Consider the following 23,652-nt stretch of genomic DNA (forward strand, 5'->3'; position numbering starts at 1 on the left):
CGTTGGTTTTTTGATCTGTTTTCGGCGAGGGTTGCTCGTGATTGTTAGTCCCTGTAATGCACCAAAATTGTCTGCCAAACGGTTACGAAACGCACTGGTGACGGGCTCTGCCCTGTTTTGCCTGTTCGGCGCGGGTCAACTGTGGGCATTCAGTCTGGACGATGTATCGGCCAAGGCAAAAGAGCTGGCTGGGCAGAAATACGAAGCTCCGCGCAGCAATCTGCCGAACGAATTCCGCGAAATGAAATTCGCTGATTACCAGAAGATTCGTTTCCGCAATGAAAAAGCCGAGTGGGCCGATCAGAACACCCCGTTCAAGCTGTCCTTCTATCACCAGGGTATGCACTTCGATACGCCGGTGAAAATCAATGAAGTCACCGCCGACAGCGTCCAGGAAATCAAGTACGACCCGAATCGTTTCGATTTTGGCGACGTAAAGTTTGATCCGAAAGCCACCGAACAGCTGGGTTATGCCGGCTTCCGGGTGCTGTTCCCGATCAACAAGGCCGACAAGCAAGACGAAATCATGACCATGCTCGGCGCCAGCTATTTCCGCGTCGTTGGCAAGGACCAGGTGTATGGCCTGTCTGCCCGTGGCATGGCGATCGACACGGCGTTGCCGTCCGGTGAAGAATTTCCGCGTTTCACCGAGTTCTGGATCGAGCGTCCGAAGCCGGGCGACAAGCACCTGGTGATCTTCGCCCTGCTGGATTCGCCGCGTGCGACGGGTGCCTACCGCCTGATCCTGCGTCCGGGCACCGACACCGTGGTCGACGTCAAGTCCCAGATGTACCTGCGCGACAAAGTGAGCAAGCTGGGCGTGGCCCCGCTGACCTCGATGTTCCTGTTCGGCGCCAACCAGCCGTCCAAGGTCCTCAACTACCGTCGTGAGCTGCACGATTCCAGCGGCCTGTCGATCCATGCCGGCAACGGCGAGTGGATCTGGCGCCCGTTGAACAACCCTAAACACCTGTCGGTCAGCAACTTCAGCGTGGAAAACCCGCGTGGGTTCGGCCTGCTGCAACGCGGTCGCAACTTCAGCCACTACGAAGACCTGGACGACAACTACGACAAGCGCCCAAGCGCCTGGATCGAACCTGAGGGCGACTGGGGCAAAGGCAGCGTCGACCTGGTAGAGATTCCGACCGCTGACGAAACCAACGACAACATCGTTGCTTTCTGGAGCCCGGCCGAACTGCCGGAAGTCGGCAAGCCGCTGGACGTGTCCTACCGCCTGCACTGGACGCTGGACGATGCCGCCTTCCATTCGCCGGACAGCGCCTGGGTCAAGCAGACCCTGCGTTCCACCGGTGACGTGAAGCAATCCAACCTGATCCGTCAGCCGGACGGCAGCGTGGCTTACCTGGTGGACTTCGAGGGCCCGGCCCTGAAGAAACTGCTGCCGGACGCACCGGTGCGCAGCCAGGTGAGCGTTGGCGACAACGCCGAACTGGTTGAAAACAGCGTGCGCTACAACGAGCACACCAAAGGCTGGCGCCTGACCCTGCGCATGAAGATCAAGGACGCCAGCAAGCCGACTGAAATGCGTGCGGCGCTGGTGCAGGAAATTGCACAGGCCGAGCCTGAACAGGTCTCGACCCACGTGCTCAAGGCCGACAAGGTCCTGGCCAAGCAACACGAAAAACAGGCCAAGAAAGACGCCAAAGAGGCGAAGGACAAGGACGCCAAGCAGCCAGAAGCTGCACCGGCCCCTGTCACGCCCGAGCCGGCCAAGACCGAGCAAGTCCTGACCGAAACCTGGAGCTACCAGTTGCCTGCCGATGAGTAATTCACAAGTCAAGCCGGAAACTCTGAGCGAGTACCTGGCGCATCTCCCCATGACGGCTGAGCAGCGCGCCGAGCTGGCGGGCTGCAGCTCTTTCAGCGAGCTGCACGAACGCCTGTCGTCCGCCACCTTCGACGCACCCACCGACGCTGCCCAGGCGTCGGTGGGCCGCCGGCTGACGCTCAGCACGGCCGAAGAGCTGCAGGACGCGGAGATGCTGGCGCTCGACGCCAGCGGCCGCGTCTGCCTGAAGGCCACGCCGCCGATCCGTCGGACCAAAGTGGTGCCCGAGCCTTGGCGCACCAACATCCTGGTACGCGGCTGGCGCCGGATGACCGGGCGCACCAACCCGCCGAAGCCGCCGAAGGACGAACGGGTACTGCCCGCCGCGCGCTGGCGTACCGTGGGTTCGATCCGCCGCTATATCCTGTTGGTGCTGATGCTGGGCCAGACCATCGTGGCCGGCTGGTACATGAAAGGCATCATGCCGTACCAGGGCTGGTCGCTGGTCGACTTCGACGAGATCCGCAACCAGACCCTGCTGCAAACCGCTACCCAGGTACTGCCTTACGCACTGCAGACCAGCATCCTGATCATGTTCGGGATTCTGTTCTGCTGGGTGTCGGCCGGTTTCTGGACCGCGCTGATGGGCTTCCTCGAGCTGCTGACCGGTCACGACAAATACCGTATCTCCGGTAAAAGTGCCGGCGATGAGCCGATTCCCAAGGATGCGCGTACCGCGCTGGTGATGCCGATCTGTAACGAAGACGTGCCGCGGGTATTCGCCGGTTTGCGCGCCACGTTCGAATCGGTGGCCGCGACTGGCGACCTGGACCGTTTCGACTTCTTCGTGCTCAGCGACAGTAATGAAGCGGATATCTGCATTGCCGAACAGCAAGCCTGGCTCGACGTGTGCCGCGAAGCCGGTGGTTTCGGCAAGATTTTCTATCGCCGCCGTCGTCGTCGCGTCAAGCGCAAGAGCGGCAACCTCGACGACTTCTGCCGTCGCTGGGGCGGTGACTACAAGTACATGGTGGTGCTCGACGCCGACAGCGTGATGAGCGGCGAATGCCTGACCAGCCTGGTACGCCTGATGGAAGCCACGCCGGACGCCGGGATTATCCAGACCGCGCCGCGTGCGTCGGGCATGGACACCCTGTATGCGCGCATGCAGCAGTTCGCCACCCGCGTCTATGGTCCGCTGTTTACCGCCGGCCTGCACTTCTGGCAGTTGGGTGAATCCCATTACTGGGGCCACAACGCAATCATCCGCATGAAGCCGTTTATCGAGCACTGCGCCCTGGCGCCGTTGCCGGGTAAAGGCGCGTTTGCCGGTGCGATCCTCTCTCACGACTTCGTTGAAGCAGCGCTGATGCGCCGCGCCGGCTGGGGCGTGTGGATTGCCTACGACCTGCCGGGCAGCTACGAAGAGCTGCCGCCGAACCTGCTGGACGAACTCAAGCGTGACCGTCGCTGGTGCCACGGTAACCTGATGAACTTCCGCCTGTTCCTGGTCAAGGGCATGCACCCGGTGCACCGTGCGGTGTTCCTGACCGGCGTGATGTCCTACCTGTCGGCGCCGTTGTGGTTCTTCTTCCTGGTGCTGTCCACGGCGTTGCTGGCGGTGAACACCCTGATGGAGCCGCAGTACTTCATGGCGCCACGCCAGTTGTACCCGCTGTGGCCGCAATGGCATCCGGACAAGGCGGTGGCACTGTTCTCCACCACGATCGTGCTGCTGTTCCTGCCTAAACTGCTGAGCATCATCCTGATCTGGGCCAAGGGCGCGAAAGAGTTCGGCGGCAAGTTCAAGGTGACCTTGTCGATGCTGCTGGAGATGCTGTTCTCCATGCTGCTGGCGCCGGTGCGCATGATCTTCCACACCCGCTTCGTACTGGCCGCGTTCCTCGGCTGGGCCGCGACCTGGAACTCGCCGCAGCGCGACGACGACTCAACGCCCTGGAGCGAAGCGGTCAAGCGTCACGGTCCGCAGACCTTGCTGGGCTTTTTGTGGGCGTTGCTGGTGGTGTGGCTGAACCCGAGCTTCTTGTGGTGGCTGATCCCGATCGTCGGTTCGCTGATGCTGTCGATCCCGGTGTCGGTGATCTCCAGCCGGGTCAAGCTGGGCCTCAAGTCCCGCGATGAGAGCCTGTTCCTGATCCCCGAGGAATACAATCCGCCGCAGGCACTGCTGTCGACCGAGAAGTACACCCATGAAAACCGTTGGCACGCGCTCAATGACGGCTTTGTGCGTTCGGTGGTCGACCCGCAGCAGAACGCCCTGGCCTGTGCCCTGGCGACCTCGCGCCACCGCGAGGCGGAGCCGATCGAGTACCTGCGCGTGGAGCGTGTTCGCCACGCGTTGAAAGTCGGCCCGGCCGGCCTCAACAACAGCGAACGCCTGGCCCTGCTCAGCGACCCGGTGGCACTGGCTCGCTTGCATGAACAGGTGTGGAGCGAAGGCCATGCCGAGTGGCTGGACGCTTGGCGTGCGTCGATCAAGGCTGATCCGCACGCGCCATTGCTGCCGCTGCAACCGCTGTCGTCCCAGGCTCAACCGGCCTGATTCAGACGCCCCCGAGGGCCCACCTCGGGGGTGTTTCAAGCGCTGGTCCTACAGCGTTTAGCGCCTCTTCCTTTCCTCGCTAACTCCTTGTTATTTCGAAACAAAAGACCTTCGTGCGAGGCGTATTGCCGTGCCTGTGGCTGGGGTAGCATCGCCCCCCAAATTTGACGCGCCACGGGGGCACACATGTTCAAAAGGTATTGTTCGGCACTGTTGATGGGTGTTGTCGCATTGATTTACACCGGCTTGCTCTCTGCCGGGGCGATTGACGACGCTGTGCGCCGTGGCGTGCTGAAAGTAGGCACTACGCCGACCTACGTACCGTTCGAAATGACGGACAAGCAGGGACGCATCGTCGGCTTCGAGATCGACCTGCTCCAGGCGATGAGCCGCGCGCTGGGGGTTGAACTCGAACTGGTCGCGGTGCCCTACACGGAGTTGCTGTCGGGGCTGATGGCGCAGAAGTTCGACCTGATCGGCAGCGGCATGACGGTCACCCAGGAGCGCAACCTGTACCTCAACTTCAGTGACTCTTTTATCGTGGTGGGCCAGTCGGTCCTGCTGCATCCGCGCCTGGCCGGCAAAGCATCGAGTATCGAAGACCTGGACGAGTCAGGCTATCTGATCGCAGTCACCGAAGGCACCACCGGCGAGGCAGCGGCGCAGCGTTTCCTGGGGGCGGCCCGGCTCAAGCGTTTCACCACGCCGGAGGAGGGCGTGCGCCAAGTGGTGGAAGGCAAGGCCGACGCGTTTATTTACGATGCGCCCTACAACCTGATCGCGATGGCCCGGCCCGAGAACAGCGCACTACTGACGCTGGAGCAACCCTTCACCTTTGAGCCCCTGGCGTTCGGCCTGAAGAAGGGTGACTACGACAGCGTCAACTGGATCAATCATTTCCTCAACCAAGTGGCCCAGGACGGCACTTACGATCAACTGCATGACAAGTGGTTCAGGGACACTGCCTGGATCGCGGAAATTGAGTGATCGTCATAACTACTTACACATCAACTCATCAATGAGCCCATACGCTGGCATGTCTAGGCCTTTGGTCAGGCGCGGTGCCGAAAGGGTTCTGTTGCAGAGGCCGATAACATTTAGCCGTGAAGCCTTTGTGACGGGCAACGAGTGGGTTAGGATCGCACCCCGAAATGGCGCAGCCCATACTGCGCCGACCTTACAAAAAACGTTCAGGGGTCTTGATGATGAAAAAGTATCTTTCGATGCTGATGCTCGGCGTCACCGCACTGGTGGCGGCGACTGCGGCACAGGCTGGCGCCATCGATGATGCGGTCAAGCGCGGCACGCTGAAAGTCGGCATGGACCCGACCTACATGCCGTTCGAAATGACCGACAAACGCGGTGAAATCATCGGTTTCGAAGTCGACATCCTCAAGGCCATGGCCAAGTCCATGGGCGTCAAGCTGGAGCTGGTGTCCACCGGCTACGACGGTATCATCCCGGCCTTCCTGACCGGCAAGTTCGACATGATCGGCAGCGGCATGACCCTGACCCAGGAGCGCAACCTGCGCCTGAACTTCAGCGAACCCTTCATCGTGGTCGGCCAGACCCTGCTGATTCGCAAGGAGCTGGAAGGCACCATCAAGTCCTACAAAGACCTGAACGACGAAAAATACCGCCTGACCTCCAAGCTGGGCACCACCGGTGAGATGGTTGCCAAAAAGCTGATCGCCAAAGCCAAGTACCACGGCTACGACAACGAGCAGGAAGGCGTGCTGGACGTGGTCAACGGCAAGGCCGACGCCTTTGTCTACGACGCGCCTTACAACGTGGTGGCCGAGAAGAAAGTCGGCAATGACAAGCTGGTATTCCTGGAAGAACCCTTCACCTTTGAGCCCCTGGCGTTCGGCTTGAAGAAAGGCGACTACGACAGCGTCAACTTCATCAATAACTTCCTGCACCAGATCAGGAACGACGGCACCTACGATCGCATCCATGACAAGTGGTTCAAGAGCTCCGAGTGGCTCAAGGACATGGAATAAGGCTTAAGACCGAGTTGCCTGTATCGGGGGCAAGCCCCCTCCCACATTTGGAATGCGCTTGCCTGTGGGAGGGGGCTTGCCCCCGATGGCGGCCTACCAGGCAACACCTATGCGGACAGTGAAATGAAACAGAAAAAAGCCCAATGGCCCTGGCACCTGCTGACCGTGGTCGTGCTGGTCGGCCTGGCCGGCGCCTTGTACTACGCCACCTCGTTGATGTCCTACGAATGGCGCTGGAACCGCGTGCCGCAGTACTTCGCCTATCAGGCCGAAGAAGCGCAGCGTGCAGCCGATATTTCCACCGTCATTGAGCTGGTACGCAAAGGCGATGTGGCCGAGGTAACGCTGCGCACTGATGCCGGTGCCGAGCAAAAGGTGACGGTCGCCGACAACAGCCTGCAAGTGGCGCGCGGCGATGATGTGGCTGAAGGTGACGTCATCGGTGTCAACCGTCATTGGGCACTGGGCCCGCTGATGTGGGGCCTGTGGACCACGCTGTGGTTGTCGGTGGTGTCCGGCATCCTGGGCCTGGCGATTGGCCTGGCCACCGGTTTGTGCCGGCTGTCCAGCAACCCGACCTTGCGCGACCTGTCGACGATCTACGTCGAGCTGGTGCGCGGTACGCCGCTGCTGGTACAGATCTTCATTTTCTATTTCTTTATCGGCACGGTGCTCAACCTGTCCCGCGAGTTTGCCGGGATCGCGGCACTGTCGCTGTTCACCGGTGCCTACGTGGCGGAAATCGTGCGTGCCGGTGTGCAATCGATCACCCGTGGCCAGAACGAGGCCGCGCGCTCCCTGGGCTTGAGCGCCAGCCAGTCGATGCGGCATGTGGTGCTGCCGCAGGCGTTCAAGCGCGTCCTGCCGCCGCTGGCCGGTCAATTCATCAGCCTGGTGAAAGACACCTCGCTGGTCTCGGTGATCGCGATCACCGAGCTGCTCAAGAGCGGGCGCGAAGTGATCACCACCTCGTTTTCGCCCTTTGAAATTCTGTTCTGTGTGGCAGGCCTGTACCTGCTGATCAACCTGCCGCTGTCGAAGATGGCCAGCCGGCTTGAGCGGAGGCTCGCGCAAAGTGATTGAAGTCCGCGATCTGGTAAAAGTCTTCGATACCCGTGGCCATGTCGTGCGCGCCGTGGACCATGTCACCACCCAGGTCGCCAAGGGCGAAGTGCTGGTGGTGATCGGCCCGTCCGGTTCCGGCAAGTCCACCTTTCTGCGCTGTCTTAATGGGCTGGAGGAATTCGATTCAGGTTCGGTCAGCATCGACGGCCTGCAACTGGCCGACCCGAAGACCGATGTGAATGCCTACCGCCGTGAAGTCGGCATGGTGTTTCAGCATTTCAACCTGTTCCCCCACATGACCGTGCTGGAAAACCTGTGCCTGGCGCAAAAGGTCGTGCGCAAGCGCGGCAAGCGAGAACGTGAGGCCAAGGCGCTGGCGTTGCTGGAAAAGGTCGGTATCGCCCAGAAAGCCAATGAGTTTCCGTCGCGCCTCTCCGGAGGCCAGCAGCAGCGTGTAGCGATTGCCCGCGCCCTGGCAATGGAGCCCAAGGTGATGCTGTTTGACGAACCTACCTCGGCGCTGGACCCGGAAATGGTCGGCGAAGTGCTCGACGTCATGAAGACCCTGGCCCTGGAAGGCATGACCATGGTCTGCGTCACCCACGAGATGGGCTTTGCCCGCGAGGTGGCGGATCGGGTGTTGTTTTTCGATCACGGCAAATTGCTCGAGGACGCGGCGCCGGCCGAGTTCTTCGATGCGCCCAAAGACCCGCGGGCCCAGGCTTTCCTGCGCCAGGTCTTATAAATGTGGGAGGGGGCAAGCCCCCTCCCACATTTCAGAGTTTGAATTTGCCGACCAGCGTCTGCAAATCCACGCTCAACCTCGTCAATTGAACACTCGCCGCCGCTGTTTCCTCGCTGGCGGCGGCGGTCTGTTCCGACACATCCCGTACCTTCAATACGCTGCGATTGATTTCCTCGGCCACCGCGCTTTGCTGCTCGGCGGCGGCGGCAATCTGCGGGTTCATTTCCTGGATCACCGACACCGTGCGGGCAATCGCCGCCAGGGCGTCGCCGGCGTCGCGGGTCAGGGCAACGCTGTTGTCGGTCAGGTTGCGGCTGCTGTCCATGATGTCGGCTACCTGCTGGGTGCCGTTATGCAGGCCGAGGATCAGCCCTTCGATTTCTTCAGCCGATTCCTGCGTGCGCTGGGCCAGGCTGCGTACTTCGTCGGCGACCACGGCGAACCCTCGCCCGGCGCTGCCCGCGCGCGCCGCTTCGATCGCGGCGTTCAGGGCCAGCAGGTTGGTCTGCTGGGACACGGACTTGATAACGTCGAGCACGCTGGCGATCTTCTGGCTTTCCTGCTGCAGGGCCAGCATCGCGCGACCGGACAATGCCATTTCACTGGCCAGGTTGCCGATCTGCTCAACGGCCTGAGCGACCACCTGCTCGCCGGCGCCGGCCTGCTGATCTGCTTCGTTGGCGGCAACGGACGCGCGTTCGGCATGGCGCGCAACTTCCTGGGCGGTGGCGAGCATTTCATTCATCGCTGTTGCCACTTGGTCGGTTTCATCTTTCTGGTTATTGAGCCCGTTACGGGTCTGTTCAGTGACGGTGGACAACTGCGTCGCGGCACCGGCGATCTGGCGGGCGCTTTCACCGATGCTGCTGATCAGGCTGCGCAGGCTGCGGGTCATTTGCCCGATGCTGTGTTGCAGTTGGCCCAGTTCGTCGCGGCGCTCCACTTGGGTGTCGTGGCTCAAGTCGCCCTGGGCCACACGGTTGGCAGCGATAAGGATGTCACGCAACGGCGAGGCGATCTGCCGGGCAATCCACCACGCGGCCAGCGCTCCCAGTACCAGTGCAGCCACCGTGACGCCGATCAGCAGTGTGCGAGTCTGGTCGGCCTCGTGATTGCGCTTGGTGTTCTGGCTCTGGCTCAACAGGTTGCTCTTCTCGCGCAACTCGTTGAGCTGCTGCTCGAAGCGGTTTTGCACGGTCTCGACGTTGAGCTGGGCTTGCTTGAGCTTGACCAGTTGTGCGCGATAATTGGCCAGGTCGGTTTTGAGCAGCGCTGAGTCCACCGGCAGCGTGGTCACGGCGGCCTGTGCGCCATCCAATGCGTCCAGCGTCTGGCTGGCAGCCTCGGCATAGGCCTGCAACGAGTCGGCCGCCCAGGCGGGGTTCTGGGCGCGATCCTCAGCCTGCTCCATGGCTTGGCGCAATTGCTCGATGGCATCGAGTGCCTTTTCGTCATTCTGGTCGGGCAAGTCGCTGGCGAATTGGGCCAGGGTGTCACTGGCTTGCAGGGCGGATGTCTTCAGCGCCGGGCGTATATTCTCGCGCTGCTCGATCAAGGCGGGTAGCTGCGCCAGCGCCGTCTTGAAGTCGGCTACCAGGCGTACCGCCTCGCTATTGCGTTGCACATCGACCGGGTCTATCAGGCGGTGTGAAAGGTCTGCCAGATGCTGGTCGATTTTTTCGATCTTCTGCGCCATCTGGTCCAGGCTGGCTTTGTCCGCCAGGGTGCGGTACACGATGCGATCGGCGCGCATGGCCTCCGCATAGACGGCCAGCTCGCCCAGGCTCGTCAGGCTGTCGGAGCGATAGAGGACGGCGTTCAAGGCCTGCCAGCCCGTTGCAGCAATGATGAAGCTGAGCATCAGCACTTGGCCAAAACTCAGCGCGAGCTTGAGGCGTACGCTGGCGTTCACCAGCATGCGGGTCAGCCGAGAAAACATGGCGCACCTCCGATTTCAGAAAAAGCGTTTCGCGACAGATGAACGCTAATTCGAATTGGAGTGAGGGCGGGCTGATAACTGTGTAGGAAATTTCACAAGATGCGGCAGCCGCAATCGGCCGCCGCGCAGACCGGTCAGATGCGGAAGCGTCCGACCAGGGTTTGCAAATAGATGCCCAGGCGTGCGAGCTCAGCACTGGACGCCGCCGTTTCTTCGCTGGCCGAAGAAGTTTGCTCGGAGACATCGCGCACATTCAACACGCTACGGTTGATCTCTTCGGCGACAGCGCTCTGCTGCTCGGCGGCCGTGGCAATCTGCGAATTCATCGCCTGGATGGTCGAAACGGTGCGCGTGATGCTCTCCAACGCGCTGCCGGCTCGGCGCGTCAGTTCGACACTGCTGTCGGTCAGGCCGCGACTGTTGTCCATGATGGTCGCCACCTGCTGAGTACCGTTTTGCAGGCCCACGATCAGCTCCTCGATCTCTTCGGTGGACTTCTGTGTGCGCTGGGCCAGGCTGCGCACTTCGTCGGCCACCACGGCGAAGCCGCGCCCGGCTTCACCGGCGCGCGCCGCTTCAATGGCTGCGTTGAGCGCCAGCAGGTTGGTTTGCTGGGCCACGGACTTGATGACGTCAAGCACGCTGCCGATCTTGTCGCTTTCACGCTTCAGATCGCCCATGGCGATCGTCGAATTGCCGACTTCGGTGGCCAGGCGCTCGATCTGGGCGATGGCTTCACCGACCACCTTGTCGCCTTCGCGGGCCTGCAAATCGGCGGCCACGGCGGCTTCCGACGCTTCTTCGGCATTGCGCGCCACTTCCTGCACGGTGGCGGCCATTTCGTTCATGGCCGTGGCCAGCTGGTCGGTCTCGATCTTCTGGCTGTTGACCCCGGCGCTGGTCTGTTCGGTCACCGCCGACAGTTGCTCGGCGGCGCTGGCGATCTGGGTGACGCCATCGCTGATGCCACCAATCAACTCGCGCAGGCCCACGGTCATGCTTTGCATGGCGCGTTGCAGTTGGCCCAATTCGTCCTGGCGGGCGGACTCCAGGTTGTGGCTCAGGTCGCCCGAGGCCACGCGCTCGGCGACCTTGAGGGTTTGATTGAGCGGAATGATGATCTGGCGGGTGATGGCCCAGGCGGCGACGAGGCCAAACAACAGTGCCAGCAGGGTAGCCAGCAGCAACAGCTGTTTGGCTTGCGCGGCGTCGCTGTCGCGGACCACGGTTTGCGAGGCGGTGAGCTTGTTGCTGCGGTCCAGCAGAATGTCGCCTTGGTCGCTCATGATTTTCAGCGCAGCGGCGCTGGCCACCTGTGAGTCGCGGTACTGACTGACAGCGGCGCGGTAGGCTTGCAGTGAAACACCGGCCTGTTGCAGGTTGGTCGAAAATTGATCAGGTAGCTGGCCGCTGAGCGCGGCGATTTTCTTCAGGGCATTATCGATGGCATCCAGCGCGGGCTGCTCGGCCTCGACTTTGCCGCTATAGGTGTAGCCGCGAACCTGGAAACGCGCCTGCTGGATCAGCTTGCTCAGGTCGACGATGCTGTTGAACTGGCTGACGCTGTCGCCCTGGAGCAGGCTCGTTTCCACTTCACGGACTTTGAGTACCGCGTTGTCAGCTGTATCGCCGAGCTTGCTGCGCGCGTTTTCGCGATTGGCGCCCGCCTGGACCATGGCGTCGAAGGCGCGCTTGTACTGGTCGACGGCGGCGAGCTGGTCATCGATCAACGCGATGTCGGCGGGTTGTTCAATCAGCGCCCGCGCAGTTTTCAGGCCGCTTTCCAGTTGGCCCAGAAAACCATTGACTGCCGCCGGGCCCTGTTCGCCACGGCGCATTTCAAAGTCCAGGCGCGCGATGCGCAAGTCCTTGCTCAAGTCGTTGAGGCTGGCGATGTAGCCCAGTTTGTCGCCACGGCTGATCACGCCCGAAAGCCCGGCCCAGCCGGTGAGTGTGATGATTAAGGTAAGCAGCAACACCAGGCCGAAGCCGACGCCCAGCTTGGTTTTGACGCTGACATTCCCCAGCTTTTCGGCTAACCAACGATACATGCTGCAAACTCCCCTGGAACAAGGCTTGGACTTATTCCGGGTTTATCGGCATGTGTATGAGATTCTGAAGCGACGCATTACACCTGTGGGAGGGGCTTGCCCCCGATAGCGGTGTATCAGCCACTGAATGTGCCGACTGATACTCTGTCATCGGGGGCAAGCCCCCTCCCACACTGGATCGGTGTCAGAACAAGCGGGCGAGCAGGGCGGTCACGGCGGTCTCTACGCGCAGGATGCGCGCGCCGAGTTGCACCGGCTGCAGGCCGGCCTTGGCCAGCATTTCGACTTCATAGGGAATCCAGCCACCTTCCGGCCCGATCGCCAGGGTCACCGGTTCATCCAGGCCGCGGGGGCAGGGCGGGTAATCGCCGGGGTGGCCGACCAGGCCAAGCGTGCCCGCGGCCATGGCCGGCAGGCGATCTTCAACGAACGGCTTGAAGCGCTTCTCGATAATGATCTCGGGCAATACCGTGTCCCGCGCCTGTTCCAGGCCGAGGATGAGCTGCTCGCGAATCGCTTCAGGCTCCAGGAATGGGGTTTGCCAGAAGCTTTTTTCCACGCGGTAGCTGTTGATCAGTACGACCTTCGGCACGCCCATGGCGGCCACCGTTTGCAGCACCCGACGCAGCATCTTCGGGCGGGGCAGGGCCAGCAGCAGGGTCAGCGGCAGTTTGCTCGGCGGCGTCTGGTCGAAGCTGACGTGCAGCTCGGCTTCCCCAGCTTCCAGGCGCAGCAGCTGGGCATTACCCATCAGCCCGCCAATGCGGCCCACACGCAGGTTGTCGCCCACCACGGCGCGGTGGACCTCCTGCATATGCACCAGACGCCGATCACGCAGCACCACCCGGTCGGCCGCGATAAAGTCGGCGTCTTCCAGCAGCAGCAGGTTCACGGCTGGGTCGCTGGCGGCTGGTCGTCGTCGGCAGTCTGGTCGTCCGGGTGTTCGCCACGCTTGCTGATCAAGCCGCTGAACAGGATGCCGATCTCGAACAGCATCCACATCGGCACAGCCAGCAACGTCTGGGAGAAGATATCCGGCGGGGTAAGGATCATGCCGACCACGAAGCAGCCGATGATCACATAGGGGCGGATCTTCTTCAGGTAAGCCACGTTGACCACACCGATCCACACCAGCAACACCACCGCCACCGGAATTTCGAAGGCTACGCCAAAGGCGAAGAACAGCGTCATCACGAAGTCGAGGTAGCTGGTGATGTCGGTCATCATTTCCACGCCGGCCGGGGTGGCGGCGGCGAAGAATTTGAAGATCAGCGGAAACACCAGGAAGTAGGCGAAGGCCATGCCGGTATAGAAGAGCAGAATGCTCGACACCAGCAACGGCACGGCGATGCGCTTCTCATGCTTGTACAGCCCCGGTGCGATGAAGCCCCAGATCTGATGCAGGATGACCGGGATCGCCAGGAACAGCGAAACCATCATGGTCAGCTTCAACGGCGTCAGGAACGGCGACGACACGTCGGTGGCGATCATCGTCGCGCCGGCCGGCAAGTACTGGCGCAGCGGCGTGGAGACGAAGGTATAGATCTGCTGGGTGAAGGCAAACAGCCCGGCAAAGATGATGAAGATGGCCGCTACGCAACGCAGCAGGCGGGTACGCAGCTCGGTGAGGTGCGAGACCAGCGGCATGTGCTGGTCGTTTTCCGGTTTATCAGCGCTCATGGGGCTCGCGGCGGCAATGTAGGGTCATGGGGCGCGGGCGACGCAACGGGCGTCGGCGCAGGCTCGGTTGGCGCGGTCGGTGCCGGGGGGGCAGCTTCAGGCGCAGGCGCGATACTGTTCTGGGCCACAGGTTCCACCGGTTTGGCGGGCTCCTGCACGGGCGACAGAATCTTGCGCGTTTCCTGCTCCAACGACAGGATGTGTTCGTTGTGCAGTTGCCGGCGGATCTCGTCGGCACCGATTTCCCGCTCAACTTCCTGTTTGATCGCGTTGAAGCTGCGTTTCAGGCGCCCGATCCACAGGCCGGCCGTGCGTGCCGCGCCGGGCAGGCGTTCGGGCCCCAATACCAGCAGGGCCACGAGGCCGACGAGCAGCAGTTCAGAGAAGCTGATACCAAACATTAGTCAGTGCTCACGAGTCTTTGCGGGTCGGCTCTTCGACTTTTTCAGCCTGCACGTCGAAGGTACGACGCTGGGTGATCGGCTGGGCGGCCTGCGGGTGCACAGGCTGGGCCGGTGGAACCGGGTTTGCAGTCGGTTCGGCCGGCTTTTCGTCGTCGTTCATGGCTTTACGAAAGCCCTTGATCGACTCGCCGACATCGGTACCCAGGTTCTTGAGTTTCTTGGTGCCGAACACCAGTACCACGACCACCAGAATGACGATCCAGTGTTTCCAGTCAAAAATACCCATGCTGCAAATCCTCGATAAAAGTTATTCAGGTGGACGGGCGTGCGGCCTTCTCGGCGTGCCCCGACAGACCGAAGCGACGGTCCAGTTCATCCAGCACGGCCTGTGGATGCTGCCCCAGTTGGGCGAGCATGATCAGGCTATGGAACCACAAGTCGGCGGTCTCATAGATGACATCGCTGCAATCGCCGCTGATCTGAGCATCCTTGGCGGCAATGATCGTCTCGATGGATTCTTCGCCGAGTTTTTCCAGGATCTTGTTCAAACCCTTGTGATACAGGCTGGCGACATAGGAGCTGTCGGCATCCGCGCTCTTGCGCTCTTCCAGCACCTGGGCCACGCGGTTGAGGGTATCGCTCATGTTCAGTGTCCTGCCGAATAAATGGCGTGCGGGTCTTTGAGCACCGGTTCCACCACCTTCCATTCGCCGTTCTCGAACACGCGATAGAAGCAACTGTGACGGCCGGTGTGGCAGGCGATGCCGCCGATCTGTTCGACCTTGAGGATCACCACGTCGCCATCACAATCCAGGCGCAGCTCATGCAGCGTCTGCACATGCCCGGACTCTTCGCCCTTGCGCCACAGTTTGCCACGCGAACGTGACCAGTAGATGGCGCGCTGCTCAGCGGCGGTCAGGCTCAGGGCCTCGCGGTTCATCCAGGCCATCATCAGCACGCGCCCGGTCTTGTAGTCCTGGGCAATGGCCGGCACCAGGCCGTCACTGTCCCACTTGATCTCGTCCAGCCAGTCTTTCATGTTCGGCTCCGGCAATTTGCGACAGTGTATAACCGGATGGGTTATCGACGCACGATCAGATAAACGCCCACGGCGACCATGATTCCGGCCGGCCAGTGGCCCAGTTGATTCAAGGGTCCGCCTATCGCCAGCATGACCCCACCCACCAGGTGCGCGGCGCCGAGCAGGCGCAGGAACCAGTCGTCCTTGCGCTTGCGCCATGGCGGCTCGGGGTCCCTGGCATGAGGCTGGGACATGCGCTCGAGCAAGTCGCGGGTCATATTGGCCAGGTGCGGCAGCTGTTCCATCTGGCTGTGCAGGTTGCCCAGCATGGTCTTCGGGCTCATCCGCTCACGCATCCAACGCTCCAGGAACGGTTGCGCGGTGTTCCACAGATCGAGGTCCGGGTACAGCTGGCGGCCCAGGCCTTCGATGTTGAGCAGGGTTTTTTGCAGCAGCACCAACTGCGGCTGCACTTCCATATTGAAGCGCCGTGCGGTCTGGAACAGGCGCATCAGCACCTGACCGAAGGAAATATCTTTTAATGGTTTTTCAAAGATCGGCTCGCACACGGTGCGGATCGCCGCTTCGAATTCATTCAGCTTGGTTTCCGCCGGCACCCAGCCCGAATCAATGTGCAACTGCGCCACGCGGCGATAATCACGCTTGAAAAAGGCGAACAGGTTACGCGCCAGGTAGTCCTGGTCTTCCGGCGTGAGGCTGCCGACGATGCCGCAGTCGATGGCAATGTACTGCGGGCTCCACGGGTTGACGGTGCTGACGAAGATGTTGCCCGGGTGCATGTCGGCGTGGAAGAAACTGTCGCGGAACACCTGGGTGAAGAAAATCTCCACGCCGCGCTCGGCGAGCATCTTCATGTCGGTGCGCTGGTCGGCCAGGGTCGCGAGGTCGGTGACTTGCACGCCGTAGATGCGCTCCATCACCAGCACTTTGGGGCGGCACCAGTCCCAGTACACTTGCGGCACGTACAGCAGCTGCGAGCCTTCGAAGTTGCGGCGCAGCTGGCTGGCGTTGGCGGCTTCGCGCAGCAGATCGAGTTCGTCGTAGATGGTTTTTTCGTAGTCGGCCACCACATCCACCGGATGCAGCAGGCGCGCATCGGCAGAGAAGCGCTCGGCGGCGCGGGCCAGGATGAACAGCCACGCAAGGTCCTGGCCGATGATCGGCTTGAGGCCCGGGCGGATGACTTTCACCACCACTTCTTCACCGCTCTTGAGCTGCGCGGCATGCACCTGCGCGACCGAGGCCGACGCCAGCGGCTCGACATCGAAGCGGCTGAACACCTCGCTGATCTTCCTGCCCAATTGCTCTTCGATCAGCTTCATCGACAACTGCGAATCGAACGGCGGCACGCGGTCCTGCAGCAGCATCAGCTCATCGGCGATGTCTTCGGGCAGCAGGTCGCGGCGCGTCGATAAGATCTGCCCGAACTTGATGAAGATCGGCCCCAGGTCCTGCAACGCCAGGCGCAGGCAGGCACCTCGGCTCAGTTCCAGTTTTCTGCGCGGCAACCAGCGCCACGGCAGCACATAGCGCACCGCGAGCAGGAACCATGGCAGGGGCAGGGCAAACAGCAGGTCATCGAGGCGGTAGCGGATTACGACGCGCTGGATACGAAACAAACGGCGGACGGCGAGCAGCTTCATGCGTTATCGCTTGGATCAAGGGAACGGCTCAAGCGCTCGAAGCGGGCCTCGAGGCGTTCCAGGTCGATTTTGGCCTTGTCGAGCTCACGAAAGCGCGCTTGCGCTTCCCGTTGCCCGACCAGGGTGCGCGATTCTTCGCTCAGGTATTCGGCGAGGTTCTGGTTGAGGCTGGCGAACCCTTGCTGATACCAGCGCGAACGGCTGCGCAGGTGCCCGCTGAGCAGCTGAGTGGCGACGGGGCCGATCCAGCGCGAGAGTTCGTATTCCCAGTCCAGCTCCAGGTCCTGCAGCACGGCGGCCAGGTCCATCAGCACCGCGCTGTCGCCTTCCAGCGCCACTTCGGGGCTGTGCAGGATAGCGGTCTTGTTGCGGCTCAGCGCCAGGTGCAACAGGCTTGCGGCGGGTGCACGCAGGGTGCAGTCGGCCTCGGCGGCCCATTGCGTCGCGAGCAGCAGGCCTTCATCGCTGGGCAGGATAAACAGCTGCAAGGCGGGGCTGCGGCAATCGACGGCGATGACTTTGCCGGTCAGGTGCGCAAGCCGCGCCAGGGCGGTGCTGTCCAGGCGCAAGACACGGTTGAGGCCGTGCTCGACGCTTGCGATAAGGCCTGCGAGCAACATCAGGGCTTGATGCCGCGGTGCAGGGCAACGATGCCCGAGGTCATGTTGTGGTAGGTCACTCGGTCGAAACCGGCTTCCACCATCATGGACTTCAGGGTTTCCTGGTCGGGGTGCATGCGGATCGATTCGGCCAGGTAGCGGTAGCTCTCGGCATCGTTGGTGATCAGCTTGCCCATCAACGGCATGAAGGCGAACGAATAGGTGTCGTATACCTTGGACATCAGTGCGTTGGTGGGCTTTGAGAATTCCAGCACCAGCAGGCGGCCACCCGGCTTGAGCACGCGCAGCATCGAGCGGATTGCGTCTTCCTTGTGGGTGACATTGCGCAGGCCGAAGGCGATGGTCACGCAATCGAAGTGGTTGTCCGGGAACGGCAGTTTTTCCGCGTCGGCCTGGACGAATTCGATGTTGCCGGCCACGCCCTTGTCGAGCAGGCGGTCGCGACCGACCTTGAGCATCGAGCCGTTGATATCGGCCAGTACCACTTGGCCGGTAGGCCCTACCAACTTGGAAAACTTGGCCGCCAGGTCGCCCGTGCCGCCAGCGATGTCCAGCACGCGATTGCCGGTGCGTACGCCCGACAGTTCGATGGTGAAACGCTTCCACAGGCGGTGCATGCCACCGGAGAGCACGTCGTTCATCAAGTCGTACTTGGCGGCTACGGAGTGGAACACCTCAGCGACTTTTTCCGCTTTCTGGCTTTCCGGGACGTTCTTGAAGCCGAAGTGAGTGGTGGGTTCGGCATCGCTGCCTTTGCGCTGATCAGTCATATCGCTGTCACCAAAAGAGAATGCGGGACATGATAATCCCCGGGGCCTGCTTTGTCTTGGCAAGGCTGAAGGTAAGATAGGTGCTTATCGAGACCTTTTGCCGCATGGAAGGTTTCCAAGCCCTTATAGAAAGGAGTCATTGCAATGGCGCGTATCACCGTTGAGCGTGAGCATTCCCTGGGTAAAGCAGCCGCACGGGCAAAGGCCGAGACGCTGGCGCAGAAACTCAAGGATAAATATGGCGTGGAGTCGTCGTGGTCCGGCGATACCCTGAACCTCAAGCGGTCGGGCGTTAAAGGCACCGTTCAGGTCTTTGATGATGCATTGCGTATCGATGTTGAACTGGGCCTGTTGATGTCGGCCATGAGCGGTACCCTCAAGTCCGAAATCGAAAAAGCCCTGGATAAAGCGCTGGCCTGATTCGACGCTCTTAGGGTGCCGATTCTAATTTTTCCCCCTACGTTGTGCCCAAGCCCCCAACTCCGGCGGGCGGTTCCTCCACCCGGTTCTATGTGAGGTGCACCATGGCCAACGTTATTTTGCAGAAAAAAATCGACAGTCAGACCACTGCCCTGAGTGAGGTCAAACGCTATGCCCGCAGGATCTGGCTGGCGGGTCTTGGTGCCTACGCCAAGGTCGGCAGCGAGGGTGGAGAATACTTCAATGAGCTGGTTAAGAGCGGTCAACATATTGAAAGTAAAAGCAAAAAAGTTGCCATTGAACAACTTGATGCCGCTAACAGTCAGATTGATCAAGTAAAGAGTAACGTCTCGAGTGTCAGCCGCCGGGTTGAAGTTCAACTGGATAAAGTTGAAAAAGCGTTTGACTCGCGTGTTGCAAGTGCCTTGAATCGAATCGGCATTGCGTCTAAACATGACGTGGAGACACTCTCTGCTAAGCTCGAAGAGCTGACGGCATTGCTCGAACGTGTCGCGCGTAAACACTAAGGAGACATCGGGATGGCTGTTAAAAAAACTACTCAGAAAGAAGGCAGCTCGTGGGTCGGGGAAGTTGAAAAATATTCCCGAAAGATCTGGCTTGCTGGTTTAGGCGTGTACTCGAAGGTGAGCAGTGACGGCGGCAAGTACTTCGAGACGCTGGTCAAGGACGGCGAGAAGGCCGAGAAGCTGACCAAGAGCACTGTGGGTAAAAAAGTGGATGCGGCCAAGGCGAGCGCAGGCTCGGCCAAGTCGAGCATTTCCGACACCTGGAACAAGTTGGAAGAAACCTTCGACAAACGCCTCAACAGTGCCATTTCGCGACTGGGCGTGCCGAGCAAGGCGGAACTGAAAACGCTGCACAGCAAGGTCGATACCCTGACCAAGCAAATCGAAAAACTCACAGGCGCCAAAGTGGCGCCGGCCAAGACTGCTGCAGCCAAGCCTGCGGCAAAACCGGCCGCCAAACCTGCGGCTAAAACCGCAGCAGCGAAACCCGCCGCAAAAACTGCCGCCAAGCCTGTGGTTAAAGCGGCCGCCAAACCGGCGGCAAAACCTGCGGCCAAGGCGCCCGCCAAAGCTGCTGCAAAATCCGCCGCCAAGCCAGCAGCCAACACCGCTGCCGCCAAACCGGCCACCAAGCCTGCCGCGAAGCCAGTGGCCGCTAAAGCCGCCGCAAAACCTGCGGCTAAACCGGCTGCCAAACCCGCCGCTGCGAAATCAGCAGCCAAGCCTGCGGCTAAACCTGCAGCGGCCAAAAAGCCCGCGGTAGCGAAAAAGCCAGCAGCGCCAAAGCCTGCTGCGTCGGCTAAGCCAGCCACGGCGGCAGCACCGGCCGCTTCGACAGCCAATTCAGTGTCCGCACCGTCGCACACGGCCGCCACCTCGACTGCAACGCCGGTCACTCCGACGCCATCCAGTCAGTCCTGATTTTTACAGGACACAAAAACGCCCGGCCTGCGAAGGTCGGGCGTTTTTTATGGAAATCCTGAAAACGCTGCATTTCCAGTGTGGGAGCGGGCTTGTCCGCTCCCACACTTCAATCCAGGTCATCCAGATATTTCAGTGCAAACCTCTCGGTTGCCTGCCGTGCCGGCATCAGTAGATGCGGCGACACCAGCATCATGACCTGGTACACCACCACCCGCACCTCACCCTTGCGATCCAGAATTCGCTGGTAATCCAGGGAAAACAGCAGCGTCATGGTGATCTGCTCCACCAGTTGCCCCAGCGCCTGGGTATCACTGACCAGTTGCCCCGCCGCCTTCAACCGCGCCAACAATGAAGCCAGGGTACGCTTGAGCGCGGTGAGCAGGTTGCGAATCCCCTTGGCCAGCTTCGGCAGACGCCCGGCCAGGTTGGACAGGTCCTGGAACAGAAACCGGTAGTGGGCCATGCGCTCGACGATCAGGTGCAGGAACAGCCAATAATCCTCGGCTTCCAGTTGTGCATCGGCAGGCGGATCGAGCAGCGGTGCCAATTCGCATTGAAAGCGTTCGAACAGCCCCAGCACCAACGGCTCTTTGCCATGAAAGTGATAGTAGAGGTTGCCGGGGCTGATTCCCATTTCATTGGCCACCTCCATGGTCGACACATTCGGCTCGCCCTTGTGGTTGAACAACTGCAGGGCACATTCAAGGATACGGTCGCGGGTCTTCATCCAGCCTTCTTAGTGTGGTTCTTGAGCTCAGCGCACGCGCACGTAGGTGCCTGGCGCCGCTTCCATCGGTGGGTAGTTCTGGTTGCCCAGGGCGGTGAGGGTTTCGCGTTGCACGCCCGAGCGTTGCTGGACCCACTCCAGCCACTGCGGCCACCAACTGCCTTCGACGTGGCTGGCGTCGTAGTACCAGGCACGCGGGTCGCCGCTCAGCTTGGGGTTCTCGACGTAATTGGCCTTCGGGTTGCCGGGCGGGTTGAGGATGCTCTGGATATGCCCGCTGTTGGACAGTACGAAGCGCCGCTCGCCGCCCAGCAACTGGGTGGATCGATACACCGCGTCCCACGGCGTGATGTGGTCGTTGATGCCGGCCACGCTGAAGCTGTCGACCGTGACCTTCTGCAAGTCGATGGGGGTGCCGCACACCTCCAGGCCTCCGGGATGGCTCAGCGGGTTGTGCTTGAAGAAATCCAACAGGTCGCCGTGCAGCGCGGCGGGCAGGCGCGTGTTGTCGTTATTCCAGTACAGGATGTCGAAGGCGGGCGGTTCCTTGCCCAGCAGGTAGTTGTTGACCCAGTAGTTCCAGATCAGGTCATTGGGGCGCATCCAGGCGAACACCCTGGCCATGTCGCGACCGTCCAGCACACCTTGTTGGTAAGAGCGGCGCTTGGCGGCTTCAAGGGTCTGTTCATCGGCGAACAATGTGGCCGGGCCGTCGATCTGGCTGTCGAGCAAGCTCACCAGGTAACTGGCGCTGGCGATGCGCCGTAACTGGCGCTTGGCTTGCAGATGGCCTTGCAGCGCGGCGATGGTCAGGCCGCCGGCGCAGGCGCCCATCAGGTTGACCTCGCGCGCGCCAGTGATCGCCCGGCAGGCATTGAGGGCTTCCTCCAGGGCTGCAACGTAAGTGGACAGGCCCCATTCGCGATGTCGCGCATCCGGGTTGCGCCAACTGACCATGAAGGTTTGCAGGCCGTTCTTGAGCGCGTATTGCACAAAGCTGTTAGCCGGGCTGAGGTCGAAAATGTAGTACTTGTTGATTTGCGGCGGCACCACCAGCAAGGGCTTGGCGTATTGTTTTTCGCTCATGGGCTTGTATTGGATCAGCTCCAGCAGCTCATTGCGAAACACCACTGAGCCCGCAGTGGTGGCAACGGTCTTGCCCACTTCGAAGGCATGCTTGCTGACCTGGCGCGGCAGGCCATTGTTGTGCAGAAGGTCTTCGAACAAATGGCTCGCGCCGCGCACCACGCTGTTGCCGCCGGAGTTGAGCAACTCCTTGATTGCCAGCGGGTTGAGCAGCGTGTTGGATGGAGATACGGCGTCGTTGAACAGGGCGAAAGCGAACTGTGCGCGTGCCCGGTCGTCCGCGCTGAGGGTGCTGTCATCGATCCAGTTGCGCGTCTGTTTTTGCCAGCTCAAGTACGCTTGCAGGCTGCGCCGGTACAGCGGGTTGAGTGTCCAGGTGGGGTCGGTGAAGCGGTTGTCGTTGGGGTTGGGCTCGTGCACCGTGTCCCCCAGCAACACGCGGCCCAATTGGCCGCCCAGGGCCAGGGCGTGGCGTGCGGTGTGCACCGGGTTGCGCAGGCCGTGGGCTGCCACGGTACGCAGGGTCGACAGCAGGTCTCGGCCGCGCAGGCCGGTGATCGCGTTTTGCGCGTTGATGAACGCAGCGGGGGTGGGCGCCGGGTTTGTCACGGGTCTGTCTCGCATGAGCCAACACTCCTTCGTCAAGCCATCAAGAGGCACGCCAATTCAGAACCATAGTCGGTTCCTGGCAAGTTGCGCGGCGGTGTGGTCCTTCACACCGCCGGTCGCGGATGTATCACGGCGCGCAGGCGCTCCTCTTCGAGAAACTTCATGATGATCGGCGCCACGGCTTCGGCCCGGGTGATCAGGAATAAATGGCCATCATCGATGATATGCAGCTGCGCATTGGGGATGCGCCAGGCGAGCATGCGCATGTTGATCAGCGGAATCAGCGGGTCGTCGTCCCCGGCCAGGACCAGGGTCGGCTGGCGGATCTTGTGCAGCCAGTGGATGCTGGTCCAGCCCAGCCCTGCGAACAGCTGCCAGTAATAGCCCAGCTTGCCGGCCGAGCGCACTTTGCTGGCATGTTCGGCGGCCAGCTTGGCGTCGCGGCGGAACGAACCGCCGTAAATCATCGGTGCAATGCGCACCACGTGGGACGGTTGGATATAGCGTCTGGGGCTGGCCATCAGCCACAACACTTTTGGCTTGCCCGGCACCATCACCGCGCCCGCCGCCGTGGCCGCCAGGATCAATTTTTTGCAGCGTTCGGGGTAGTCATAGGCAAACTGCTGCGCCAGCGCGCCGCCCCAGGACACCCCTACCGCATTCACCTGGCCGTAATCCAGGTAATCGAGCATGCGCGCCGTCAGCTTGGCCAGGCCGGGGAAGCGATAGGGCCGGTTGGGCGTGGAGGAGCCGCCCACCCCTGGAACATCGAAGGCGATCACTTCCAGGTCCGGGTCCAGGGCCTGGACGAACGGAAACACCAGCTCCAGGTTGGCGCCGATGCCGTTGAAGATCAGCAGCGGCGTCAAGTGCGGCTTGCCCGGTCGTACCGCCGTGCGGATGGCTTGGCCATCCAGGTCGATGGTGCGGAAGATGAACGGTTGCGGCATGCTCAAGCCCTGTGAAGTACTACAGCCGGAGTGAGGTCAGTGTGGGAGGGGGCTTGCCCCCGATGGCGGTTTATCAGGAGGTACATCTTTGGCTG

At 61.4% G+C, this 23,652-nt stretch carries 22 protein-coding genes and 1 pseudogene; 9 read left to right on the forward strand and 14 right to left on the reverse strand.

Annotation, left to right across the window (positions count from 1 at the left end; genetic code table 11):
• The first annotated feature begins 37 nt into the window (after positions 1 to 37).
• The 6 genes and pseudogenes from PspCFBP13528_RS08005 (at position 38) to PspCFBP13528_RS08030 (ending at position 8,165) form a co-directional block, all read left to right on the forward strand.
• Entirely contained in the window at positions 38 to 1,789 is a 1,752-nt protein-coding gene (locus tag PspCFBP13528_RS08005; RefSeq protein ID WP_065950185.1) for a glucan biosynthesis protein G, read from the forward strand.
• Positions 1,782 to 4,354, forward strand: a pseudogene (gene mdoH, locus PspCFBP13528_RS08010) (glucans biosynthesis glucosyltransferase MdoH); the annotation flags it as partial. The gene PspCFBP13528_RS08005 and the pseudogene mdoH, both read left to right, overlap by 8 nt.
• 184 nt (positions 4,355 to 4,538) lie before the next feature.
• Positions 4,539 to 5,339 (forward strand): transporter substrate-binding domain-containing protein, encoded by an 801-nt coding sequence (locus PspCFBP13528_RS08015; protein ID WP_065950110.1) that lies wholly within the window; start codon positions 4,539 to 4,541, stop codon positions 5,337 to 5,339.
• A 218-nt stretch (positions 5,340 to 5,557) separates the two neighbouring features.
• The gene (locus tag PspCFBP13528_RS08020) at positions 5,558 to 6,355 is read left to right on the forward strand and encodes a transporter substrate-binding domain-containing protein (protein WP_137199951.1); all 798 of its coding nucleotides are present in this window, start codon (positions 5,558 to 5,560) and stop codon (positions 6,353 to 6,355) included.
• A 123-nt stretch (positions 6,356 to 6,478) separates the two neighbouring features.
• The gene (locus PspCFBP13528_RS08025; protein WP_065950111.1) at positions 6,479 to 7,438 is read left to right on the forward strand and encodes an amino acid ABC transporter permease; all 960 of its coding nucleotides are present in this window, start codon (positions 6,479 to 6,481) and stop codon (positions 7,436 to 7,438) included.
• Positions 7,431 to 8,165, forward strand: a complete 735-nt coding sequence (locus PspCFBP13528_RS08030) for an amino acid ABC transporter ATP-binding protein (RefSeq protein ID WP_065950112.1) — start codon at positions 7,431 to 7,433, stop codon at positions 8,163 to 8,165. The genes PspCFBP13528_RS08025 and PspCFBP13528_RS08030 overlap by 8 nt, the downstream gene beginning before the upstream one ends.
• 31 nt (positions 8,166 to 8,196) lie before the next feature.
• Here the strand turns inward: PspCFBP13528_RS08030 and PspCFBP13528_RS08035 are convergent, their stop codons facing one another.
• From PspCFBP13528_RS08035 to ubiE, 11 genes are all read right to left on the reverse strand, one after another.
• On the reverse strand, positions 8,197 to 10,104 hold the full coding sequence (locus PspCFBP13528_RS08035; RefSeq protein ID WP_137199952.1) for a methyl-accepting chemotaxis protein: 1,908 nt from the start codon (positions 10,102 to 10,104) through the stop codon (positions 8,197 to 8,199).
• Positions 10,105 to 10,238: 134 nt separating this feature from the next.
• Entirely contained in the window at positions 10,239 to 12,155 is a 1,917-nt protein-coding gene (locus PspCFBP13528_RS08040) for a methyl-accepting chemotaxis protein (RefSeq protein WP_101221099.1), read from the reverse strand.
• Positions 12,156 to 12,339: 184 nt separating this feature from the next.
• Positions 12,340 to 13,047: a 16S rRNA (uracil(1498)-N(3))-methyltransferase gene (locus PspCFBP13528_RS08045; protein ID WP_137199953.1), complete on the reverse strand. Its 708-nt coding sequence runs from the start codon at positions 13,045 to 13,047 to the stop codon at positions 12,340 to 12,342.
• Complete coding sequence (tatC, locus tag PspCFBP13528_RS08050; RefSeq protein WP_065885722.1) at positions 13,044 to 13,835, reverse strand: twin-arginine translocase subunit TatC; 792 nt, start codon at positions 13,833 to 13,835, stop codon at positions 13,044 to 13,046. The genes PspCFBP13528_RS08045 and tatC overlap by 4 nt, the downstream gene beginning before the upstream one ends.
• The gene (tatB, locus tag PspCFBP13528_RS08055) at positions 13,832 to 14,236 is read right to left on the reverse strand and encodes a Sec-independent protein translocase protein TatB (protein ID WP_065950116.1); all 405 of its coding nucleotides are present in this window, start codon (positions 14,234 to 14,236) and stop codon (positions 13,832 to 13,834) included. Before tatB ends, tatC begins: the two co-directional genes overlap by 4 nt.
• 10 nt (positions 14,237 to 14,246) lie before the next feature.
• Positions 14,247 to 14,525 carry a twin-arginine translocase TatA/TatE family subunit gene (locus PspCFBP13528_RS08060; RefSeq protein WP_137199954.1) on the reverse strand — a complete coding sequence of 93 codons (279 nt, stop codon included), beginning with the start codon at positions 14,523 to 14,525 and terminating at the stop codon, positions 14,247 to 14,249.
• 25 nt (positions 14,526 to 14,550) lie between these two features.
• Positions 14,551 to 14,883 carry a phosphoribosyl-ATP diphosphatase gene (locus PspCFBP13528_RS08065; RefSeq protein WP_065950118.1) on the reverse strand — a complete coding sequence of 111 codons (333 nt, stop codon included), beginning with the start codon at positions 14,881 to 14,883 and terminating at the stop codon, positions 14,551 to 14,553.
• Between the two features lie 2 nt (positions 14,884 to 14,885).
• A complete protein-coding gene (gene hisI / locus PspCFBP13528_RS08070; protein ID WP_057008528.1) occupies positions 14,886 to 15,278 on the reverse strand; it encodes a phosphoribosyl-AMP cyclohydrolase in 393 nt (130 codons plus the stop codon).
• 41 nt (positions 15,279 to 15,319) lie between these two features.
• Complete coding sequence (gene ubiB, locus PspCFBP13528_RS08075) at positions 15,320 to 16,924, reverse strand: ubiquinone biosynthesis regulatory protein kinase UbiB (RefSeq protein WP_065950119.1); 1,605 nt, start codon at positions 16,922 to 16,924, stop codon at positions 15,320 to 15,322.
• Positions 16,921 to 17,544, reverse strand: coding sequence for an SCP2 sterol-binding domain-containing protein (locus tag PspCFBP13528_RS08080; protein WP_101221098.1), 624 nt, complete (start codon positions 17,542 to 17,544; stop codon positions 16,921 to 16,923). Before PspCFBP13528_RS08080 ends, ubiB begins: the two co-directional genes overlap by 4 nt.
• The gene (gene ubiE, locus PspCFBP13528_RS08085) at positions 17,544 to 18,314 is read right to left on the reverse strand and encodes a bifunctional demethylmenaquinone methyltransferase/2-methoxy-6-polyprenyl-1,4-benzoquinol methylase UbiE (RefSeq protein ID WP_003171186.1); all 771 of its coding nucleotides are present in this window, start codon (positions 18,312 to 18,314) and stop codon (positions 17,544 to 17,546) included. Before ubiE ends, PspCFBP13528_RS08080 begins: the two co-directional genes overlap by 1 nt.
• 144 nt (positions 18,315 to 18,458) lie before the next feature.
• Here ubiE and PspCFBP13528_RS08090 point away from each other — a divergent pair, with 144 nt between their 5' ends.
• From PspCFBP13528_RS08090 to PspCFBP13528_RS08100, 3 genes are all read left to right on the forward strand, one after another.
• A complete protein-coding gene (locus PspCFBP13528_RS08090) occupies positions 18,459 to 18,734 on the forward strand; it encodes a polyhydroxyalkanoic acid system family protein (RefSeq protein WP_065950121.1) in 276 nt (91 codons plus the stop codon).
• A 104-nt stretch (positions 18,735 to 18,838) separates the two neighbouring features.
• Positions 18,839 to 19,261 (forward strand): phasin family protein, encoded by a 423-nt coding sequence (locus PspCFBP13528_RS08095; RefSeq protein WP_101221097.1) that lies wholly within the window; start codon positions 18,839 to 18,841, stop codon positions 19,259 to 19,261.
• 12 nt (positions 19,262 to 19,273) lie between these two features.
• The gene (locus PspCFBP13528_RS08100) at positions 19,274 to 20,182 is read left to right on the forward strand and encodes a phasin family protein (RefSeq protein ID WP_137199955.1); all 909 of its coding nucleotides are present in this window, start codon (positions 19,274 to 19,276) and stop codon (positions 20,180 to 20,182) included.
• Between the two features lie 109 nt (positions 20,183 to 20,291).
• Here PspCFBP13528_RS08100 and PspCFBP13528_RS08105 read toward each other — a convergent pair whose 3' ends face one another.
• From PspCFBP13528_RS08105 to phaZ, 3 genes are all read right to left on the reverse strand, one after another.
• Entirely contained in the window at positions 20,292 to 20,912 is a 621-nt protein-coding gene (locus PspCFBP13528_RS08105; protein WP_137199956.1) for a TetR/AcrR family transcriptional regulator, read from the reverse strand.
• Between the two features lie 27 nt (positions 20,913 to 20,939).
• Positions 20,940 to 22,622: a class II poly(R)-hydroxyalkanoic acid synthase gene (gene phaC, locus PspCFBP13528_RS08110; protein ID WP_137199957.1), complete on the reverse strand. Its 1,683-nt coding sequence runs from the start codon at positions 22,620 to 22,622 to the stop codon at positions 20,940 to 20,942.
• 89 nt (positions 22,623 to 22,711) lie between these two features.
• A complete protein-coding gene (gene phaZ / locus PspCFBP13528_RS08115; RefSeq protein ID WP_065950126.1) occupies positions 22,712 to 23,557 on the reverse strand; it encodes a poly(3-hydroxyalkanoate) depolymerase in 846 nt (281 codons plus the stop codon).
• Between the last annotated feature and the right edge of the window lie 95 nt (positions 23,558 to 23,652).

This window comes from Pseudomonas sp. CFBP13528, from assembly GCF_005233615.1.
GTDB lineage: Bacteria > Pseudomonadota > Gammaproteobacteria > Pseudomonadales > Pseudomonadaceae > Aquipseudomonas > Aquipseudomonas fluorescens_AM.